The organism is Corynebacterium argentoratense DSM 44202 (assembly GCF_000590555.1).
GTDB lineage: Bacteria > Actinomycetota > Actinomycetes > Mycobacteriales > Mycobacteriaceae > Corynebacterium > Corynebacterium argentoratense.
Window position 1 is genome coordinate 1914705 of record NC_022198.1, and the last position, 18007, is coordinate 1932711.

At 60.2% G+C, this 18007-nt stretch carries 11 protein-coding genes; 5 read left to right on the forward strand and 6 right to left on the reverse strand.

The features are described 5' to 3' along the window. Positions 1–47: 47 nt before the first annotated feature. Genes trmB through CARG_RS08950 form a run of 5 tightly spaced genes read left to right on the forward strand, consistent with a single transcriptional unit; the run spans position 48 to position 5251 of the window. On the forward strand, positions 48–818 hold the full coding sequence (trmB, locus tag CARG_RS08930; protein ID WP_021012324.1) for a tRNA (guanosine(46)-N7)-methyltransferase TrmB: 771 nt from the start codon (positions 48–50) through the stop codon (positions 816–818). A gap of 9 nt (positions 819–827) precedes the next feature. Then, complete coding sequence (locus CARG_RS08935) at positions 828–1463, forward strand: NYN domain-containing protein (protein WP_021012325.1); 636 nt, start codon at positions 828–830, stop codon at positions 1461–1463. A gap of 44 nt (positions 1464–1507) precedes the next feature. After that, complete coding sequence (locus CARG_RS08940; protein ID WP_021012326.1) at positions 1508–3817, forward strand: MMPL family transporter; 2310 nt, start codon at positions 1508–1510, stop codon at positions 3815–3817. Between the two features lie 13 nt (positions 3818–3830). Then, complete coding sequence (locus CARG_RS08945) at positions 3831–4850, forward strand: TIGR00374 family protein (RefSeq protein WP_021012327.1); 1020 nt, start codon at positions 3831–3833, stop codon at positions 4848–4850. A gap of 17 nt (positions 4851–4867) precedes the next feature. Further along, positions 4868–5251, forward strand: a complete 384-nt coding sequence (locus CARG_RS08950; protein WP_021012328.1) for a DUF3054 domain-containing protein — start codon at positions 4868–4870, stop codon at positions 5249–5251. A 564-nt stretch (positions 5252–5815) separates the two neighbouring features. Here CARG_RS08950 and CARG_RS08955 read toward each other — a convergent pair. The 6 genes from CARG_RS08955 to CARG_RS08980 form a co-directional block, all read right to left on the reverse strand. Continuing rightward, complete coding sequence (locus CARG_RS08955; protein ID WP_021012330.1) at positions 5816–7363, reverse strand: acyl-CoA carboxylase subunit beta; 1548 nt, start codon at positions 7361–7363, stop codon at positions 5816–5818. Positions 7364–7439: 76 nt separating this feature from the next. Beyond that, on the reverse strand, positions 7440–12338 hold the full coding sequence (gene pks13 / locus CARG_RS08960; protein WP_021012331.1) for a polyketide synthase Pks13: 4899 nt from the start codon (positions 12336–12338) through the stop codon (positions 7440–7442). 120 nt (positions 12339–12458) lie between these two features. Then, a complete protein-coding gene (locus CARG_RS08965) occupies positions 12459–14300 on the reverse strand; it encodes a FadD32-like long-chain-fatty-acid--AMP ligase (RefSeq protein WP_021012332.1) in 1842 nt (613 codons plus the stop codon). A 109-nt stretch (positions 14301–14409) separates the two neighbouring features. Continuing rightward, a complete protein-coding gene (locus CARG_RS08970) occupies positions 14410–15336 on the reverse strand; it encodes a cutinase family protein (RefSeq protein ID WP_041747842.1) in 927 nt (308 codons plus the stop codon). Between the two features lie 90 nt (positions 15337–15426). Next, positions 15427–15990: a DUF732 domain-containing protein gene (locus CARG_RS08975; protein ID WP_021012334.1), complete on the reverse strand. Its 564-nt coding sequence runs from the start codon at positions 15988–15990 to the stop codon at positions 15427–15429. Beyond that, positions 15990–17942, reverse strand: a complete 1953-nt coding sequence (locus tag CARG_RS08980; protein WP_021012335.1) for an alpha/beta hydrolase-fold protein — start codon at positions 17940–17942, stop codon at positions 15990–15992. Before CARG_RS08980 ends, CARG_RS08975 begins: the two co-directional genes overlap by 1 nt. Positions 17943–18007 lie beyond the last annotated feature (65 nt).

Sequence of the window (18007 nt, forward strand, 5' to 3'; positions counted from 1 at the left end):
ACACTCCCCTATTGATATAAGCCCGCAGCGCAGGCAGAATGAGGGGGATGTCTACACACGCTAACAAACCAGCCCCCCATGTCGATCCGCGCCCTTCGGGCAATCGCCCACCCCAAACGGACTTCGGCGACGACCTGGATTACCCACGCCTCGGCGCAGTGAGCTTTCGCCGAGGCACCCTCACCGATAACCAGGAAAAAACCTGGGAGGACAACTGGCCGATCTTCGGCAAGGAACTGTCGGAGGATTCTTCGATTATTGACGCCGCGGAGTGGTTCGGTCGGCAGGCTCCCTTGATTGTGGAGATCGGTTCGGGCACCGGCACATCCACCGCAGCCATGGCTCCCGTGGAGGCCGACACGAATGTGGTCGCCGTCGAGCTGTATAAGCCTGGTTTGGCGAAGCTGCTGGGCTCGATTGTCCGGGGCGATATCTCGAATATCCGGATGGTTAAGGGCGACGGTGTGGAGGTGCTGGCACGCATGTTCGCTCCTGAGTCCTTGGACGGGATCCGGATTTTCTTCCCCGACCCGTGGCCCAAGGCCCGCCACCATAAGCGCCGGATTATTCAGTCGGGACCGCTGAACCTCATTGCATCCCGCCTGAAGAAGGGCGGCGTCTTGCATGTGGCCACCGACCACGCGGGCTATGCCGAGTGGATTGACGAGCTCGTCAACGTTGAACCGCAGTTAGAATTTTTGGGCTGGCCGTGGCCGGAATGTCCACAGTTGACGGATCGTCAGGTGATCACCAAGTTCGAGGGCAAGGGCCTCGACAAGGACCACACGATCCGCGAGTACCTGTGGCGCAAGCGTTAAGGGGCTTCAATGAGTTTCGATACCTACCCTGCCCCCTCGAATGACATTGCCCTGTTGATTTGGGATGCCCCGAATATCGACATGGGCTTGGGCTCCATCCTTGGAGGCCGCCCGTCGGCCAATTACAGGCCACGCTTTGACGCTGTGGGCCGCTGGTTGTTGGAGCGCAGCGAGGAACTCTCGGAGGACCTGGATGTGCCCATCTCCCCCGAGGCGACGGTGTTTACCAATGTCACACCCGGTGCTGCCGATGGGATTCGCTCCTGGGTTGAAGCATTGCGCAATGTTGGTTTTGCGGTGTTCGCGAAGCCAAAATTGACGGACGATTCTGATGTGGATCCCGACATGCTGAACCACATCGATGCCCGCCATAACCAGGGTGTTTTGCGTTCGGTGTTTGTTGCAAGTGCCGACGGGCAAAATTTCAAACCCACCCTGGACCGCCTGGTAGACGATGGCGTCCATGTGTGCGTAGTGGGTTTCCAGGAGCACGTCTCGTGGGCTGTCACCGACGATCGCTACGAGTTTTGTGATCTGGAGGACATCCCGGGTGTCTTCCGTGAGCCTCTGCCCCGCGTAAGCTTGGATTCCTTGCCTGAGGGTGGTGCTTGGTTGCAGCCATTCCGCCCATTGAGTTCGCTGTAGTTCGTTGAAGTTTCGCCGCCGCTTTTAAGGAGTTCGATTAAGCCGTGTTTGTTCGTTGGGGCCACTTTGCCTTTAAGTATCGCCGGGTGCTGCCCTTGGCAATTGTCGCGCTGATCGCGGGTATTTACCTGATCTGGGGTACTCAGCTGGGCGCTCGCATGAGCCAGGAGGGCTGGGATGATCCAAACTCCTCATCAACCCGTGCAGCAGCAATCGAGCAAGAGGTGTTCGGCCGCGATAACAACGGTGACGTCATCCTCATGTTTAAGGGATCCCCCGATGCTTTGACTGATGACGCCGTGGCGCGCGACGTCAACAAGCAACTGACGGCGTTTAAGGATGCCCACCCGTCCGAGATTTCACACATCAATTCGTACTTTGAAAAGCGCAATCCGAATTTGCTCAATGCGGATAAAACTTTGGCGTTCGCGGCTGTCGGTTTGGCGGGTGACGGCGAAGATGTGTTGAAGAATTTCCGGGCGATCGAGGGCGATATCCCTGCCGAGGTTGATGGGCTGGAGGTCTCAGTTGCGGGCCAGACGGCGATTGCTGACGCGTTGGATGATGGGATGGCCGGCGATATTTCCCGCGCGGAGGTTTACGCGCTGCCCGCAGTGGCTGTGTTGCTGTTGCTGGTGTTCGCTTCGGTTGTTGCTGCGGCGATGCCATTGATCGTGGGTGTGCTGTCCATTCTTGGTTCCTTGGGTGTGCTCGCAATTTTGGCCGGGTTTACCCAGGTGAATGTGTTCGCACAGTCCGTGGTGACGCTATTGGGCCTGGGCTTGGCGATCGACTACGGCCTGTTTATGGTCAGCCGTTTCCGCGAAGAGTTGGACGCCGGCTCCTCAGTGGAGGATGCCGTGGTTAATGCAACCGCGACAGCGGGTAAGACGGTGGTGTTCTCCGCTGCGATGGTGGCGGTTGCTCTGTCGGGATTGTTGATTTTCCCGCAGGCGTTTTTGAAGTCGGTGGCTTATGGCGCGATTAGTGCGGTGGGGTTGGCGGCGGCGTTGTCGATCGCTGTGCTGCCGTCAATTTTTGGCCTGTTGGGCCGCCGGGTGGACATGTGGTCGATGCCGTGGCGCCGTAAAGCTCAAGCCACAAACAGCGCAGACACCACAGACACTGCCGATCTGGTGCAGCCGGGCACGAGCCGCCTGTGGGCGGCGATTCCTGCCTGGGCGATTAAGCATTCGGTGTGGGTGACGGTTGCTTTGGTGGGTGCGCTGTTGGCGTTGACGCTGCCGCTTGCTGGGGTGAAATTCGGCGGTATTAACGAAACCTATCTGCCGCCGCAGCAGAAGGTGCGTGTCGCGCAGCAGACCTTCGATGAGAATTTCCCGGAGTACCGCACCGAGCCGATCAAGTTGGTGGTGACCGACGCGGATAATCGTGGTTTGAGCAGCATCATTAAGCAGGCTAACCAGGTGGAGGGTCTGACCGGACGTTTCTCCCCTAGCCAGCCGACGAAGGATGGCACCACAGTGCTGTCGGCGGGCATCGCAGATCGGGGTGATAACGCCGCGGTGGTTGATCAGCTGCGTGCCATTGAGGTGCCGGAGGGCGCGGAGGTGTTCATCGGCGGCAGCCCCGCTTTGGAGGTGGAATCCATTGAGGCCCTGTTTAAGAAGCTTCCGTGGATGGCGCTCTACATTGTCGCTGCGACGTTCATTTTGATGTCGCTGGTGTTCAGTTCGGTGATTCTGCCTGCGAAGGCTGTGATCATGACGATCCTGGGTATGGGCGCCACGCTGGGCGTGTTGACGTTGATGTTCGTTGATGGTGTTGGGGCTTCGCTGTTTGGTTTCACGCCGGGCCCGCTGATGAGCCCCGTGTTGGTGCTGATCATGGCCATCATTTACGGCTTGTCCACCGACTATGAGGTCTTTTTGGTCTCCCGCATGGTGGAGGCGCGTGGCAAGGGTAAGTCCACGGATGATGCGATTGTGTACGGTACCGCCCACACTGGGTCGATCATTACGGCGGCGGCTGTGATCATGATCGTGGTGTGTGGCGCGTTCGGTTTCTCTGAGATCGTGATGATGAAGTACATCGCCTTCGGCATGATCGCTGCGCTGTTGTTGGATGCGACGGTGATCCGCATGTTGCTCGTGCCTGCGGTGATGCATTTGCTGCGTGAGGATAACTGGTGGGGGCCCAGGTGGCTGACTGCCATCGGTGGTTTCGGGCATGGTTCTAGCGTTGACGCCGCGTCGCTTCAGGTTTCCACGGAGCCGACTGTGGATGATGTGCAGGTCGATACTCGGCCGGTGCGTAGTGGTAGAACTACGACTGATGACCCGGACCTGATCCCGTTTGATCAGCTGGTTAAGCGCCTGCAGGAAGAGTCCTAAAGGGAGTAGTTCCATGAAGCCCACGTTCGGTACTCGCCAGAAGATCTTCAGCGCCGTGCTGCTGCTGTTGCTCGTCTGGGGTGGTTACCGGCACTGGGATGCGCTGAAGCAGTCCTTTGCGCGAGCGCTCAGCGCCGAGGTTGGGCCTCTGTTGGTGGCGGTGGCTGCGGCGCTGCTGGCGATGGTGTGTATGGCGGAGGTTCTTCGTAGTTTGCTGACCGCGGGGGGCACACATACCGGGCATGGTTCGACACTGCGGTTGACTTTCATTGCCAACTCTTGGTCGTCAACGCTGCCTGCGGGGCAGGCCTTTGCCGCTCTGTATTCTTTCCGCACCATGAAATCCTGGGGGGCGACCAACCTGGTGTGCTCCTGGCAGATCGTCCTGTCTGGGTTGATGTCCACGATGTGGCTGCTCACCCTCGGCGTGATCGGCGTGTTGTTTCTTGGGGCGTCAATCCCCCCGGCGTCAATAATTGTGCCGCTGTTGGCGGCGGGCAGTGTGTTTTGGTTGATTCAGCACCCGGATGTGCTGCTTCCCGCTGCGCGTTGGGTCTGCGCTATCGTCGGCAAACCCGCCTGGGCGGAGCTGGCCGAGCTGCAATTGGATCGCTTGAAGTCGGTGAAGCTGACTGCCCCGCGTTTCGTGTGGGTGTCGGCGTTGTCCCTGGGCAACTGGGTTTTCGACATTGTGGTGCTGTGGGCGTGCATGTGGGCGGTGACGGGGTATGCGGTGGTGCATGCGGTTGAGGGGCCGACGACGGGGCCTGCTGTCACTGGGGTGATTTTGGCTTTCGTGACGGCGAAAATTGCGGGGGCGGTGCAGGCGACACCGGGGGGTTTGGGGCCGGTGGAGACGGCGATGACGGGCACACTGGTGGCTGTGGGGATGACGGGTATGGATGCGTTGGGCACGGTGTTGATTTATCGCCTGATTACGTTTTTCATGGTGACCGGCATTGGGTGGATTGTGTATGCGGCGACGAAGGATAAGTTAGCGGATTCGGTGCGGGAACAGCTAGCCGAGGGATAGCTGTTATCTTGGGCGTTATGAAACTTTCTGAACGCCAGGGCACCGGCGGCTTACCGGGACTCCTTGCCGACCTGATGGCAATCGGTGCTTTTTCTCTGTTGGCCCACATGGCGCACCATAGCCTGTCTTTCGAAGAGTGGCTGCACACGGTCTCTCAGTTTGGCACCGGCGTGTTGTTGGGATGGCTGGTGGTCCACGGGCTGCAGCGCAGCCGTGGACGGTTGCCTCTTTTCACTCAAGGTGTGTGGGTGTGGGCGCTCGCCGTGGTGGTGGGGCTCGTCGAATGGGCGTTGTATAACGGCCGGGTTCCGCATTGGAGCTTCGTCATCGTGGCTACCGTGATGAGTGCGCTGCTGCTCTTCGGCTGGAGACTGCTGCTCACCCTGACCAGCAAAGACTAGAACCCTTCAGGCGCGAACGCGATAGAAGTATACTGCCGAAAGTACTTTTCAGACTCTGGCTTAGGTAACCTCACCCGGTCGACTTCATCTCCAGTATGCCTGTCAATGACACTTAAGGATTCAACGATATAAGCGCCCGTAGCATCAGCATCGGTCAAGTCCTTTTGAGTGGTGTATCCGCATAATTCTGCGCCGCCCACCCTGGGGCAATAACCCTATGATGCTCAAACCGTTGGGATTCCAGACCCGTGGTGGGACGGGCAGTGGAACCTCCAAGACAGCTAATTAGTTTTGCTTGAAAAGCAGCCTAGCGAACAATAATGTCCCATACCATAGAATCCATAATATTGTGAACTATTTCATCTTTTTGGCCTCCACTAGCGCACGGCCGCATCGCCGACGCAGCAGGCAGGCAGGCAGGCAGGCTCGGCACTAAGGCGCAGTTTTAGGCAGCCACCTCCGCGGAGGCTAATTTCACTGTCATGATTGGCACTAGGGGCGTGAGCACAGCGATGACGCCGTCGAAGCCAAGTGAACAGCGACTACATCAGCCCCCACCACCCCCTACATGGGCATGATGGTGTGCTTTTTGGCGAGGGTTTCTTCTTGTTTGGTTTCGAGTTGGCGGAAGGCTTGGCGGAGGGCGATGCGGGTTTCGCTGGGTGCGATCATTGCATCGATGTATCCGCGTTCTGCTGCGACGTAGGGGCTCGTCATGTTTTCGTCGTAGAAGTCCATGAAGATTTTTTTGAGGTAGTCGCGTTGCTCGGGTGGTGCGGCTGCGAGTTGGCGTCCTTGGATCATGACGACTGCTGCTGCGGCTCCCATGACGGCGACTTGTGCGGTGGGCCATGCGAGGTTGATGTCGCCGGTGAGGTTTTTGGATCCCATGACTGCGTAGGCTCCGCCGTAGGCTTTGCGGACGATGAGGGAGACTTTGGGGACGGTGGCTTCGACGACGGCGAAGCCTAGTTTGGCGCCGCGGTGGATGAGGCCTTGTTTTTCTTGGTCGACGCCGGGGAGATAGCCGGGGGTGTCGACGACGAAGAGGAGGGGGATGTTGTAGGCGTCGCAGATGCGGATGAAGCGGGAGGCTTTATCTGCGGCGTCGGCGTCGATGCAGCCTGCGTAGACGAGGGGTTGGTTGGCGATGACGCCAACTGATTTGCCATCGATTCGGGCGAATCCGGTGATCATGTTTTGGGCGAATTCGCCTTGGATTTCGAGGAAGTTGTCGTCGTCGAAGAGTTTGCCGAGGAGGTCGTGCATGTCGTAGCCGGCGTTGGTGTCGTCGGGCATGAAGCTGTCGAGTGCTTCGTCGGCGGAGACGGCGTCGTCGCTGGGGGCCCAGAATTGGGGGCCGGGTTCGTGGCAGGTGAGTGGTAGGTGGTCGAGTAGGTCGTGGACGTAGTTGAAGGCGTCTTCTTCGTCGGTGGCGACGTAGGAGACGTTACCGTTGTGGGCTTGTTGGAGGGCGCCGCCGAGTTCTGCAGAGGTGATGACTTCTCCGGTGACTTCTTTGATGACGTCGGGGCCGGTGACGTACATTTCTGCGCGGCCTTCGACGGCGATGACGAAGTCTGTGGTGACGGGCGCGTAGACGGCTCCGCCGGCGCATTTGCCCAGCATGATGGAGATTTGGGGGCTGCGGCCGGACAGGGGTAGTTGGCGGCGGGCGATTTCGGAGTACATTGCCAGGGAGGTGACGGCGTCTTGGATGCGGGCTCCGCCGGAGTCTTGGATGCCGATGACGGGGCAGCCGATTTTGATGGCCATGTCCATGATTTCGCAGACTTTGCGGCCGAAGGTGACGCCGACGGATCCGCCGTAGACGGTTTTGTCGTGGGCGTAGACGGCGACGGGGCGTCCGCCGATGCGACCGTAGCCGGTGACGACGCCGTCACCGTAGGGGGCGTCGGGTTCGTCGGGGGTGCGGCCGAGGGCTCCGACTTCGACGAAGGAGCCTTTGTCGAGCAGGCGGTTGATGCGTTGGCGTGGCGAGGTTAGTCCCGCGGCGTCACGCTTTTCGCGTGCTCGCTCGCTGCCGGGGTCCTGCGCTTGCTCTAGGCGTGCGCGCAGGTCAGCAAGCTTTTCTGCCGTAGTGCTACTCACTGTGCCTTACTGCCTCTCTTAACAAATCGTGGTCATGTGTCATCCACATGTTTTAGGTTTTACACCCGGTGGGGGCTTATTCGCCGATTGCTTGCGCCAGGCGAGCCGCAACCTTGGCGATCTCTGGCTCGTCGACGACTGCCAGGTGGTCGCCGCGGAGCTGGATGATGTCTAACTCGTCAACGATAGCCGACCATCCACCGTCTAGGTCAATCTTGGCATACCTGGGTTCCAGTTCGATGGCGCCATCGTGCATACGTTCCGCGCGGAACAGCAACACGGGCACCTTCACGTCGGCCCATTGCGCAAGATCGACTTTGTCGAGGATGCGGTTGTCGACGAAGGATGCGCGTTGGTGTTCGAGTACGCCGGCGCTAAGCCCGTGTTCGGAGGCGTCGGTGGTTGCGAGGAAGTCCGCCATCATCTGCAGCATGGCGTCCTCACCGGCGGTCTCTAACAGTTCGTAGGGCACGGGGAAGTCCAGGCCGTAGGTCTTCTTCGCGAAGGCCGAGTAGCGTTCCCACCGGGCCTTGGTTTCTTCCAACGTGTCGGGAACCTGCTCGGAGGGCTGGACGGTGTCAAGCAGCACGATGTGCGCCACCTCGACCTCCGGCGCCCCGGGTTGTGCCAGTTGGTGGGCTACCTCGTAGGCGATGGCGCCACCGAAGGACCAACCACCCAGCACGACAGGCAATCCGTCCGAGTACTGCTTGATTTCATCCAAGTATGCGGCAGCGCGCTCGGGCAGCGGCCCTTCCAGGCGCTCAACCCCATAGACGGGGATGTCTTCGGGTAGGCGACGCATCAGCGGCTGGTAGACCACAGAGGAGCCACCGGCGGGGTGGAACATGAACACGGCCGGCTTGGTGGAGCCTTCTGGCCTAGCCCGCAGCACGCGGATGTTGCCCTCTACCTCGGTTTCGAGGCCTTCACGCACGATGTTGGCGAGGTCCTCCAACGCCCCAGCTTCACGCACCTGCTGCGCGGTGATCTCTACCCCGCCGCGTTCGGTGAGACGCTCGGCGATCTTAGTTGCGGTGGCGTCGTCTACCTCAGGCAATTCACTGGTGACGCCGGCTGCCGCCTTGCCCGTCATGGTCGCCCAGGTCGCAAACACGAGGCGTTCGGATGCATCACGGGGTGCAACACCCACGCCAGTTGCCTGGGTTGCAGCCACCGGCGGCTCCTCGGAGCTGTCGCCACCGTCCGCAGCGGAGGGTTCTGGGGCAGTAACCGTCGCGACGTCATCACTAGATGTGCGGCCGGCGACGAGGTCCTCCACCAGTTTCACGACGTCTGCGACAGAGGCATCACGCAGCGCCTGCACTTGCAGCGGCGGAATTGCGAAGTCATGCTCGATGCGGTTTTTAATGCGCATGCCCATCAGCGAGTCGAGGCCTAGGTCGATCAGCGGGAGCTCACCGGGTAGATCGTCGACGTCGTAACCCATGGATTCGGAGACGATCGCACGCATGCGATCCTCCACCGATTCGCCAGAGGCCGGGTCCCAACGCATGGAATCGTCGGCCTCTTCTGCGACCTCTGCGGCCAGCGGCATGCCACCGGTGGGTGCAAACGCCGCAGCAGCGCCATCGTCTGTGGCAGCCCCAGCGACCACGCCCGCCGTCTCACCAAAACCAGGTAGCCCGGCTGCAGCAAAACCCTCGGCCAGCAGGACGGTCTTGTCGCCCATCACGCGGTAAACCTTGATCACCGCGCCACCAATATGACGATTGACCACGGTCGTAATGTCACCAGACGTCGGCAGGCTCGCGTGCTCCTCAGACGCCAAGACAGACGACCCCGGCAGCGCGTCCTCCGCTGCAGTCTCGATCAACGCCAAAGCGCTGGGCACCATGTCAGCGACGATGGAGTACGCCACCGCACCATCAGGCAAGTTCACGCGGCTACCCGGAAGGTCGGTGCGCTGGGTGGAGGTCGGGCGGGCCGCCGTCCAATAGCGCTGGTGCTTCCACCGCATACCCGGCGCGCTGACGCGCTTGCCGTCACCCAGCACCCGATCGAAGCGGATGGGTTGGCCGGCAGCGTACAGTTTGGCCAGGAGCTCCAACAGTGATGACGTCGCGGGCACCTTGCGTTTCAGCGCGAACGTCAGCTGCGCGTCGGGCTTGCCGGAGGCAAAAGCGGTGTTCATCATGCCCATCAATGCCACCGGGTTGGGGCTGATTTCAACAAGCATCATGTGGCCAGCTGCGAAGGCCTCCTGGGTGGCATCCAGGAACCAGACGCGGCCGCGGGTGCAGCGCGTCCAGTATTCGGAGTCGTGAATAACCTGGCCGGGCTGATAGGTGACACCGCGGTCGACTGAGCTGAACAGTGGTGTGTGCAGCGGCATCGGGGTGATGTCCGCTGTTTCTGCTGCCAGTTCGCCCAACAGGGGTTCGACGGCACTGGTGTGGCCGGCGCCCTTGACGTTGAGCAGGCGGGCGAACTTTTCCTGAGCTTCCAGGTGTTCAACCAGCGCAATAACCTTCTCGCGCGGGCCGCCAACGGTCGTCATGCCGGGGCCTGCATAGACAGCTGGTTCGATACCTTCGAACTCCTGGTTGTCGGCGATGAAGGCATCGAGGTCGTCGACGCTGAACTCCACCACTGCCATGGCACCCAGCTGATCCTCGGGAAGGGACTGCTCGCCCTCCCCCATCAGGCGGCTGCGGTGGCAAGCCACACGCATCGCGTCCTCAGCGCTCAAACCACCGGCTGCGTAAGCGGCAGCAATCTCACCCATGGACATGCCCATCACAGCAGCCGGGCGGGCACCCAGGTGCGCCAGCAGATCCGTCAGAGCGATCTGGATGGCCGTGATAGCAACCTGTGCAGTCTCCGTGTTGTACGTCTGCTCGTCATCGGCGATGATCTCGCACACCGACCAACCGGATTCGAAATCCACAATCTCATCAAGCTGGCGCATACGCTCGGCGAACACAGGCGAGCTCGCCATCAAGTCCTTCGCCATCTTGCGATGCTGAGAACCGAACCCCGAGTACACAAACACCGGACCGGCCTGTTCGGGAGAGTCCGCAACCTCAATACCTGGGGATTTCTTACCCTCAGCCACGATGTTCAACCGCTTGATTGCGTCCTCAGCATTCGCAGCCAACACGGCCGCACGGGAACGACCATGGTTACGCCGAGCAGTCGAACGCGCAACGGCACGCAGACCCGCGACGTCATCAATCGCGGCGTCATCAATAAACTGCGCAAGATCAGCTGCAGCAGTACGGCGACGCGAAGGCAACAAACCCGACACAACCAACGGGGTCGGATCATCAGCACCCAGCAGCAAAGCGGGAGCCTCATCGGGGTCCGCCAACTCGGGATAATCCGTAGCCACAAACTCGCTGACCACGGCATGCGCGTTGGTTCCGCCAAAACCGAAACCACTCACACCCGCAACCGCGCGACCAGAATAGCTCGGCCACTCACGAGGATCCTCAACAACCTCCAGATGCTCAGCATCGAAATCAATGTACGGGTTCGGCCCCGCGAAGTGCAGCGACGGGGCGATCGTCCCATTGCGCATACCCTGCACAACCTTGATCAAACCAGCAGCACCCGCAGCGGACTCGGAGTGCCCAAAGTTCGTCTTGGCGCTGCCCAGCAACAGCGGCTTATCCGCGTCGCGCCCGCGACCCAACACCGCACCCAGCGCAGTAGCCTCAATCGGATCACCCAAAATAGTGCCGGTGCCGTGGGCCTCCACATAATCAACCTGGCTCGGCTCAATGCCAGCGTCCGCGTAAGCGCGCTGCAACACAGCCACCTGCGCATCCGGATTCGGCGCGGTCAAACCATTGGATCGGCCATCGGAATTCACAGCCGTACCCTTGATAACGGCATAAATCGTGTCGCCATCCGCAACGGCGTCCTTCACGCGCTTGAGCACCACCAAACCGGCGCCATCGGAACGGACAAAACCATCCGCATCCTCGGAAAACGCTTTGATCGCACCACTCGGACTAATCACGCCGAGCTCACCGAAAGCAGTGGAAACAAACGGCGAAGCCATAATATTGACGCCGCCGGCAAGCATGACGTCCGCTTCGCCCGCACGCAACGCACGAACCGCCTGGTGCACCGCCACCAACGACGAAGAACACGCAGTGTCAACGCTGATCGACGGGCCGCGGAAATCAAAAGCATAAGAAATACGGTTGGGGATCACCGCACTGGAATTACCCGTCAGCGCATAAGGATGCGCCTCCGCAGGATCCGAAGCGATCATCACCCCATAGTCATTGTTGGTGGAACCGATAACCACGCCAACATTGCCGCCCCGTAGCTCATTAGCGGGAATATGTGCGTCTTCCAACGCCTCCCACGCAAGCTCCATCATGATGCGCTGCTGCGGATCCGTATTGGCTGCCTCCAACGGCGACAAACCGAAAAACTCCGCATCGAAGCTGGCAATATCATCCAAATAACCGCCAGTGGTGTTGACCTGCTGCATCTTCGCAGCCATCACCTCATCGCTGGCGTACTCCGACCAACGGCCAAGCGGCAGCTCACCAGTAGCGGACCGACCCTCTACCAGTAGCTTCCACATTGCCTCAGCATCTGCTGCGCCCGGGAAACGCGCCGACAGACCAACAATCGCGACGTCATGATCGCTGGCGTCCGCGGAACCACTGGCGTACGCACGGATACTATCCGCAGCAGCAGACGACCCCACCCCGCCCTCGGCTGGACCATCAACCAAACGCTGGGCTAAAGCCGCAATCGTCGGATACTCATAGGCGATAGTCGCATCCAACTGAACATCCAGCAGGTTTTCAAGCTCACCAGACAGCACCACCGCATCCCGCGACGACAAGCCAAACGACTGCATCGGCTTATCGTCGCTGATCTCGGAGGCATCCAGCCCGGTCGTGGTGCACACCCAGTCACGCAACCATTGACGCAACTGGGCAACTGTCATCGCACCGGTGGACTCCGCAGTGTTCGGGGTAGTCATCTACCTAGGGCCGCCTTTACCTCATCAAGCTCGAAAAAATCCTTCTCTACTATATATAGGTATCAGCCCAATCCGTTACGCCTTGCAGGCGTACGGACAAACACCCCACCAGTAGGAAAGTTACTGCCCCAAGTAGTGCTTCTTGGCCACCCGGCGCGCAATCTTTCCAGACGAAGAACGCTTGATCTCGTCCGGAGCCACAATGACGACGTCGTGGGGCTGAACCCCGTGCGCTTCCGTCACGGCCGCGCGGATCGCCTGCTTCGCGGCGTCATCACCCTCAGGGGTCTTGTCGAGATCGCGCTCGGCGATGATGACGAGCCGCTCGGTCTCATCACCCTCAATAGCGAACGCCGCGATGGCTGCCGGTCGAATGTGCTCGCTCGCGTGGTCCACGGTGTACTCAATATCCTGCGGATAGTGGTTACGACCAGCGATAACAATGAGGTCCTTCATACGGCCAGTGATGTGGATTTCCCCATCGATGAACACGCCCAGATCGCCCGTCGCCATCCAACGATCATCCTCCGGAGCACCTGCGGCACGGGAGTTCTCCGGCAAACGCTGCACCAAAGTGTTGCGGAACGTCGCGAGAGTTTCCTCCGGACGATCAAGATAGCCGAACGCCATGTTGTCACCATGTGCCCACAACTCGCCAACGGTGCCATCAGGAACCTCGCAGCGGGTCTCGGGATCAACAATAACCAGCTGCTGCGGGCGAACAACCTCACCATTGGACATCAGAGGAACAGCCCCCGGGCCTTCCTCCACCACAACGGCAGCGCCCTGGTTGAGCTTGTCCCGATCCACCCACGTCACACGCGGACGCACCGGAGACTGCGGTGTGGTGACCAACAAGGAGGCCTCCGCCAGACCATAGGACGGGCGCATGCAGGACTCCGGCAAACCATAAGGGCCAAAAACCTCGCGGAAAGCGTTCACGGCCTTCGGGGTGACCGGCTCGGAACCAATGATCAAACCATCGATGTGGCTGAGATCAATCTGCTCGCCCTCCTCCGGACGGCCATACGCCACCGCCAACTCCAGAGCGAAGTTCGGAACCACCGTGTACAGCGCGTTATCGCTCTCGCGGCGGTTAATCTGCTGGATCCAGCGCTTTGGCTGCTGGATGAAGTCCCGCGGCGTCATCATTTCCATCTCAAGACCCAAAATGGTGACAAACGCAGCCAAAATGATGCCCATATCGTGGTGCAACGGCAACCAGCTGACCATACGCAAAGGAGTCTTCAATCTTGCCGCAGTGAAAATCTGCAGCACGTTGGTCAAAATGGAGCGGTTGGTCAACACAACACCGGCCGGGGTGCGGGTGCTACCCGAGGTGTACTGCAGGAATGCCGGAAGGTCAACGGGCGCGCCGATTGCCGCAACCAGGGCCGCAGCCTCGGGGCGAATGAGGGGGTTTTCGAAGCTCTCCGCCAGGGAATCCGGCAGTGAGTCAACGCCCAAGATACGGGGGCGCTCTGCCGCAGGGCGGTCAGAGAACATGCGGCGCACATTCGGCGCAGAACGCTTATTGGTCAGCACAAACTTCGGCTGGGCATCACCCAACACCGCCGCCAAATGATCAGCGTGGCCGGGCTCGTTCGGGTCATACAACGGCACCGGAACCATGCCGGCGTACAGGGAGCCGATGAAGCCGAAGATGTACTCCGGGCTGTTGCCCGCCAGGATCGCCACGCGGTCGCCGATGGAGCCAACCTGCTGAAGGCGTGCCGCAACAGCCTTGATACGGGTGTTGATCTCTGCGCGGGTGAAGTCGTGAGCAACCCCTTCGCGGGATTCTGAGTAATCCCAGAAACGCATGCAGTGGCGGCCAGCCCCACCCTGTGCAGCATCGGCCTGGTACATCATTTCAGCCAAACCGGCGAGGGTGATCTGCGACGGGAGGGCAATGTCGCCCTTGTCGTTGAAGAACTGTCCGATTGCTGCATGCAAGTCCATAGTGTTTAGCCTTTCAAGCTGGTGTTTTGTTTCACTCGCTAAATATATAGGTTTGGGAGCGACAAACATTACATTGCTGCAGTGTTTCGCCCCCGCGCGTCGCTAAGGACTACGGTGCCCCAATGAGGTTCTCAGCCCACTGAACCAGCCACTGATTCGTCGTCGTCCCCTCGAAGACCACCGGGTTTGTCGCATACATTGCATGCACACCGTTGGCATCAACCAGTGCCTGCGCGCGACCAATCGCATCATCAACACCCAACGGGGCGTCACAAATCGAATCATCCGGCGCACAAATTTCAAACACCCGATCGTTCAAACTGCCAAATCCACCCGGTCGGGGACCACGCATCGTTGCACCAGGCGTCACCACCTGAGCGAGACCGTTAAGCGACTGGAGCGACACCTCCGCGCCAACACCCCTAACCTCGATACCAGCGGTCTGGCCAACCCCAGGCTCCCGACGACCATCCGCTACCAGGGCGACACCCCTGATGCGTTCAGCCGGAACCGGAATATCCTGCGTGCCAATCTCATTAGCAATATCGCCCAACAACACCGCACCCTGCGAGAACCCAGCCATAACAAAATCGGTCAAGGGGCACTGCTCATGCATCGTCGTGAGCTCCGCAGCAACCTTATTGGCGCCCTCGGTCCGGGACTTGTCATAACCCATCTCGTGCATAGCACCCAGGTTTTTAAACTGAGCGGTGTACGGGACAGTCCATATCTTCACACCACCCGGCTCACCCTCGGGGTAGCGTTCCTTCAAGGGATTGGTGACGCTGAGCATGAAACTCATCGGGTTGAATGTCGGATTCAGCGGATCGTCATCCGGGGATGACTCCCAGGTACCCGGGGCAGAAATAAACTCCACCGACGGGCACCACTCCGGTTGCTTCGGGCTCTCCGCTTCGGGGCTGCTGGGCGTTTCCGTTGGCCCAGTATCCGATGGTCCCTCGAAATGGCGCATCAGCCCAACGCCAATCACAATGACCACCAACACCGCCAACACGGCGATCAACAACTTGCCGATGCTGGAACGATCCTGTCCAGCACCCCTAGCGTTTCGGCCCATCAGTACAACCCTTCCGTCACGTTGTGTGAGGCCACCACCCTAGCAGCGTTAGCAATAAGCTCGCTGTGCTGCCTGGGTGATGACAGTCCGCGCATCCTCGAGCGACAAATCCGTGTGCCCCAACTCCACCAGCTGCCCCGCGATGGGCTCAACCAGGAAAGACTCTTCCCCGGCGTCCTTAGCGCGGCATACCTCGCTGGCGGTGCCGATCAGTTGCGCCTCGATCCCCTTCGGGTCGATGCCCTTATCCTTCAAATCATCCAGGTAGGCGTGGTCTTTGTCGCTGTAGTCATCCTTAAACGAAGGCACCTCCGAGATCTCCTCCGCCGGCTGGTCATTGACGGCAGCACCACCCTGAGCAGGCTTCGCGGCCCCGCCATTGTGGTCCTTCTTCGCCGAGTCACCAGCCTTCGAATCCTGGCTCTTGTCCCCAGACTTCTGCTCGGAAGCATCCTTGTCTGCCCGCGCCAGGCTAGAGCTCGACGCTGCGGCAGGGTCGGCGTCATCACTTGATGACGTCGCGGAGCCACAGGCCACAAGCCCGCCTGCGAGCAGCACGCCGGCTAGCGCCAGGCCAGCACTCTTACGCACCAACTGCTTCGGGGCACGCATTAGTTGTGTTCCTCGATCACGCGGCCATTAACCTGCTTGATGGTGCCATGCTGGAAGGACATGGTCTCGCCACCAGCGGCGATGGCCTCCTGGTCCTTGGTCGGCCAACCGAAGGGGCCGTTCTCCCAACCGCTAGCGCCCCAGGCGTCACGGATCGGGCCATTGAAGATGAACTTCGCGCCGGTCTCCGGGGTCCAGTAGAAGGAACCATTATCGAAGTGCTGCACCACACCGCCCTTCAGCGGAATCTCGTTAGACGTCGGCGCACCAAGCTTCGAAGCGGTGGTGTTCATCGAACCGTAGCGCTTAGCGATGTCACCGTGAACAACGAAGGCCTTGTCGCCATTGCGGACAACGTAGCCGTGCTGGAACTGCTGAACCAGCTTGCCACCCAATTCCTTGGGCTCCGCGACCGGGTAGCCAAGCGGACCGTTTTCCCAACCGGTAGCGCCCCATGCGTCGAACATGTCCTTCGGGACAGGCTGCGCACCCAACTTCGGAGTCCAGTAAATGGAACCGTTCTGGAAGTGCACGTAGCGTCCGACACCATCCGGGGTGCCCTGCTCACCGGTCAGCGGGAAACCAAGCCACGAATCAGCAGCACCCATCTCCGAGTAGCGGGCGCTGATCAAACCAACCAGCACGTGAGCACCGGTATCCGGGTGCCAGTAGGCGCGACCGTTGCGGAAGTCCTCTGCCTTACCGCCGGCAATGTCGTACTCGTTGTTGACGCACTTGCCGAACTCGCCACCCTTGGTTGCCTCAGCAATCGCACCGACGGGCGCACAATCCGCACCGCGGTCGTCCTTGTCGAGGGCCAGGGCATCAGCAATGTGTGGCCACGCCTGGGTGAGCTCGAACTGCCAGTAAGGCCAGTTATGCACGCCGGAGGGACGGAAGTGGGAAATCACGGGGACACCCGCAGTTTTTGCCCTGTTGACGAAGGTCTGGGTGGTCATGCGGGACAGAACCTCAAGACCAACACCCGCGGGGTTAGCCGGGCCGGTTGCGACCGAGTTGTTCTGGCCGAAATCGTCAGCACCGTTACCAGCGGACACATAGACGGTCTTGCCCTTGAGTGCCTCGATACCGAGCTTCGGGTCGTTGTCGATCCACTTTTGGGAGTTCAACGGGCCCCACATTGCGGTCGCATCATACCCACCGGCATCCTTCAGAGCGCCCTGAATACCCAGCTGCATTCCGGGGCTGGTGGTGTCCAGGTAGCCGGAGAAGGAGCCAACGAAGTTGAACATGTCGGGACGGTGTTCAGCCAGGTTGACGGCAGCAGTGCCACCCATCGACAGGCCGAAAATACCGCGGGTGCCGTTGGAGCGGTATCCGTTGTGCAGCACTGCGGGTAGTTCCTGAGTGAGGAAGGTTTCCCACTTGTAGTTCTTGCCGTTATCTTCGCGGTCCCAGTCAGAGTAGAAGGAAGCCTCGCCGCCGACCGGCAGGACGGTGATGACGTTCTTGTCGGAGAAGAACTGCTGGATGTTGGTGTTGATCGTCCAGCCGTTTTCCTTATCGGTCGCGCGCAGGCCGTCCAGGGCCCAGACCTCGGGGAACTTCTTGCCCGGTTGGGAGTACCAATCGCGCGGCAGCAGCAGCTGCACCTGAACCAGCTGATCAGGCATGGCAGCAGAGCGGATGAACAGTGCGACCCGGCGGTCCGACAACCACTCCTGGCGTTCGACGGATACGCCGTCGGGCAGGCCGTCAATCTTCGGGAAGTCGGTGCGGATGGGGCTGCGCTCGGGGACATTGTCGTCCTTGAGGTAGCCGGAGATTTCGGAGCTGCCGAAGCTCGAGCCTTGAGCCAGCACATCGCGCTGTTCAGCCTCGGCCTTGTCGGCGGGGAAAACGATGAGTCCGGTACCGATTGCAAGTGCCGAGGGAACCGCGAGGGCGGCAATGAGCTTGTTGCGGCGGGTCTTGATTGCGGTGTCGCGCATGAAAGATCCTTAAGTAACTGAAAAAAGGGGTGGCTGAATTGACTCCCGCAATCTCCGGAGGTTCC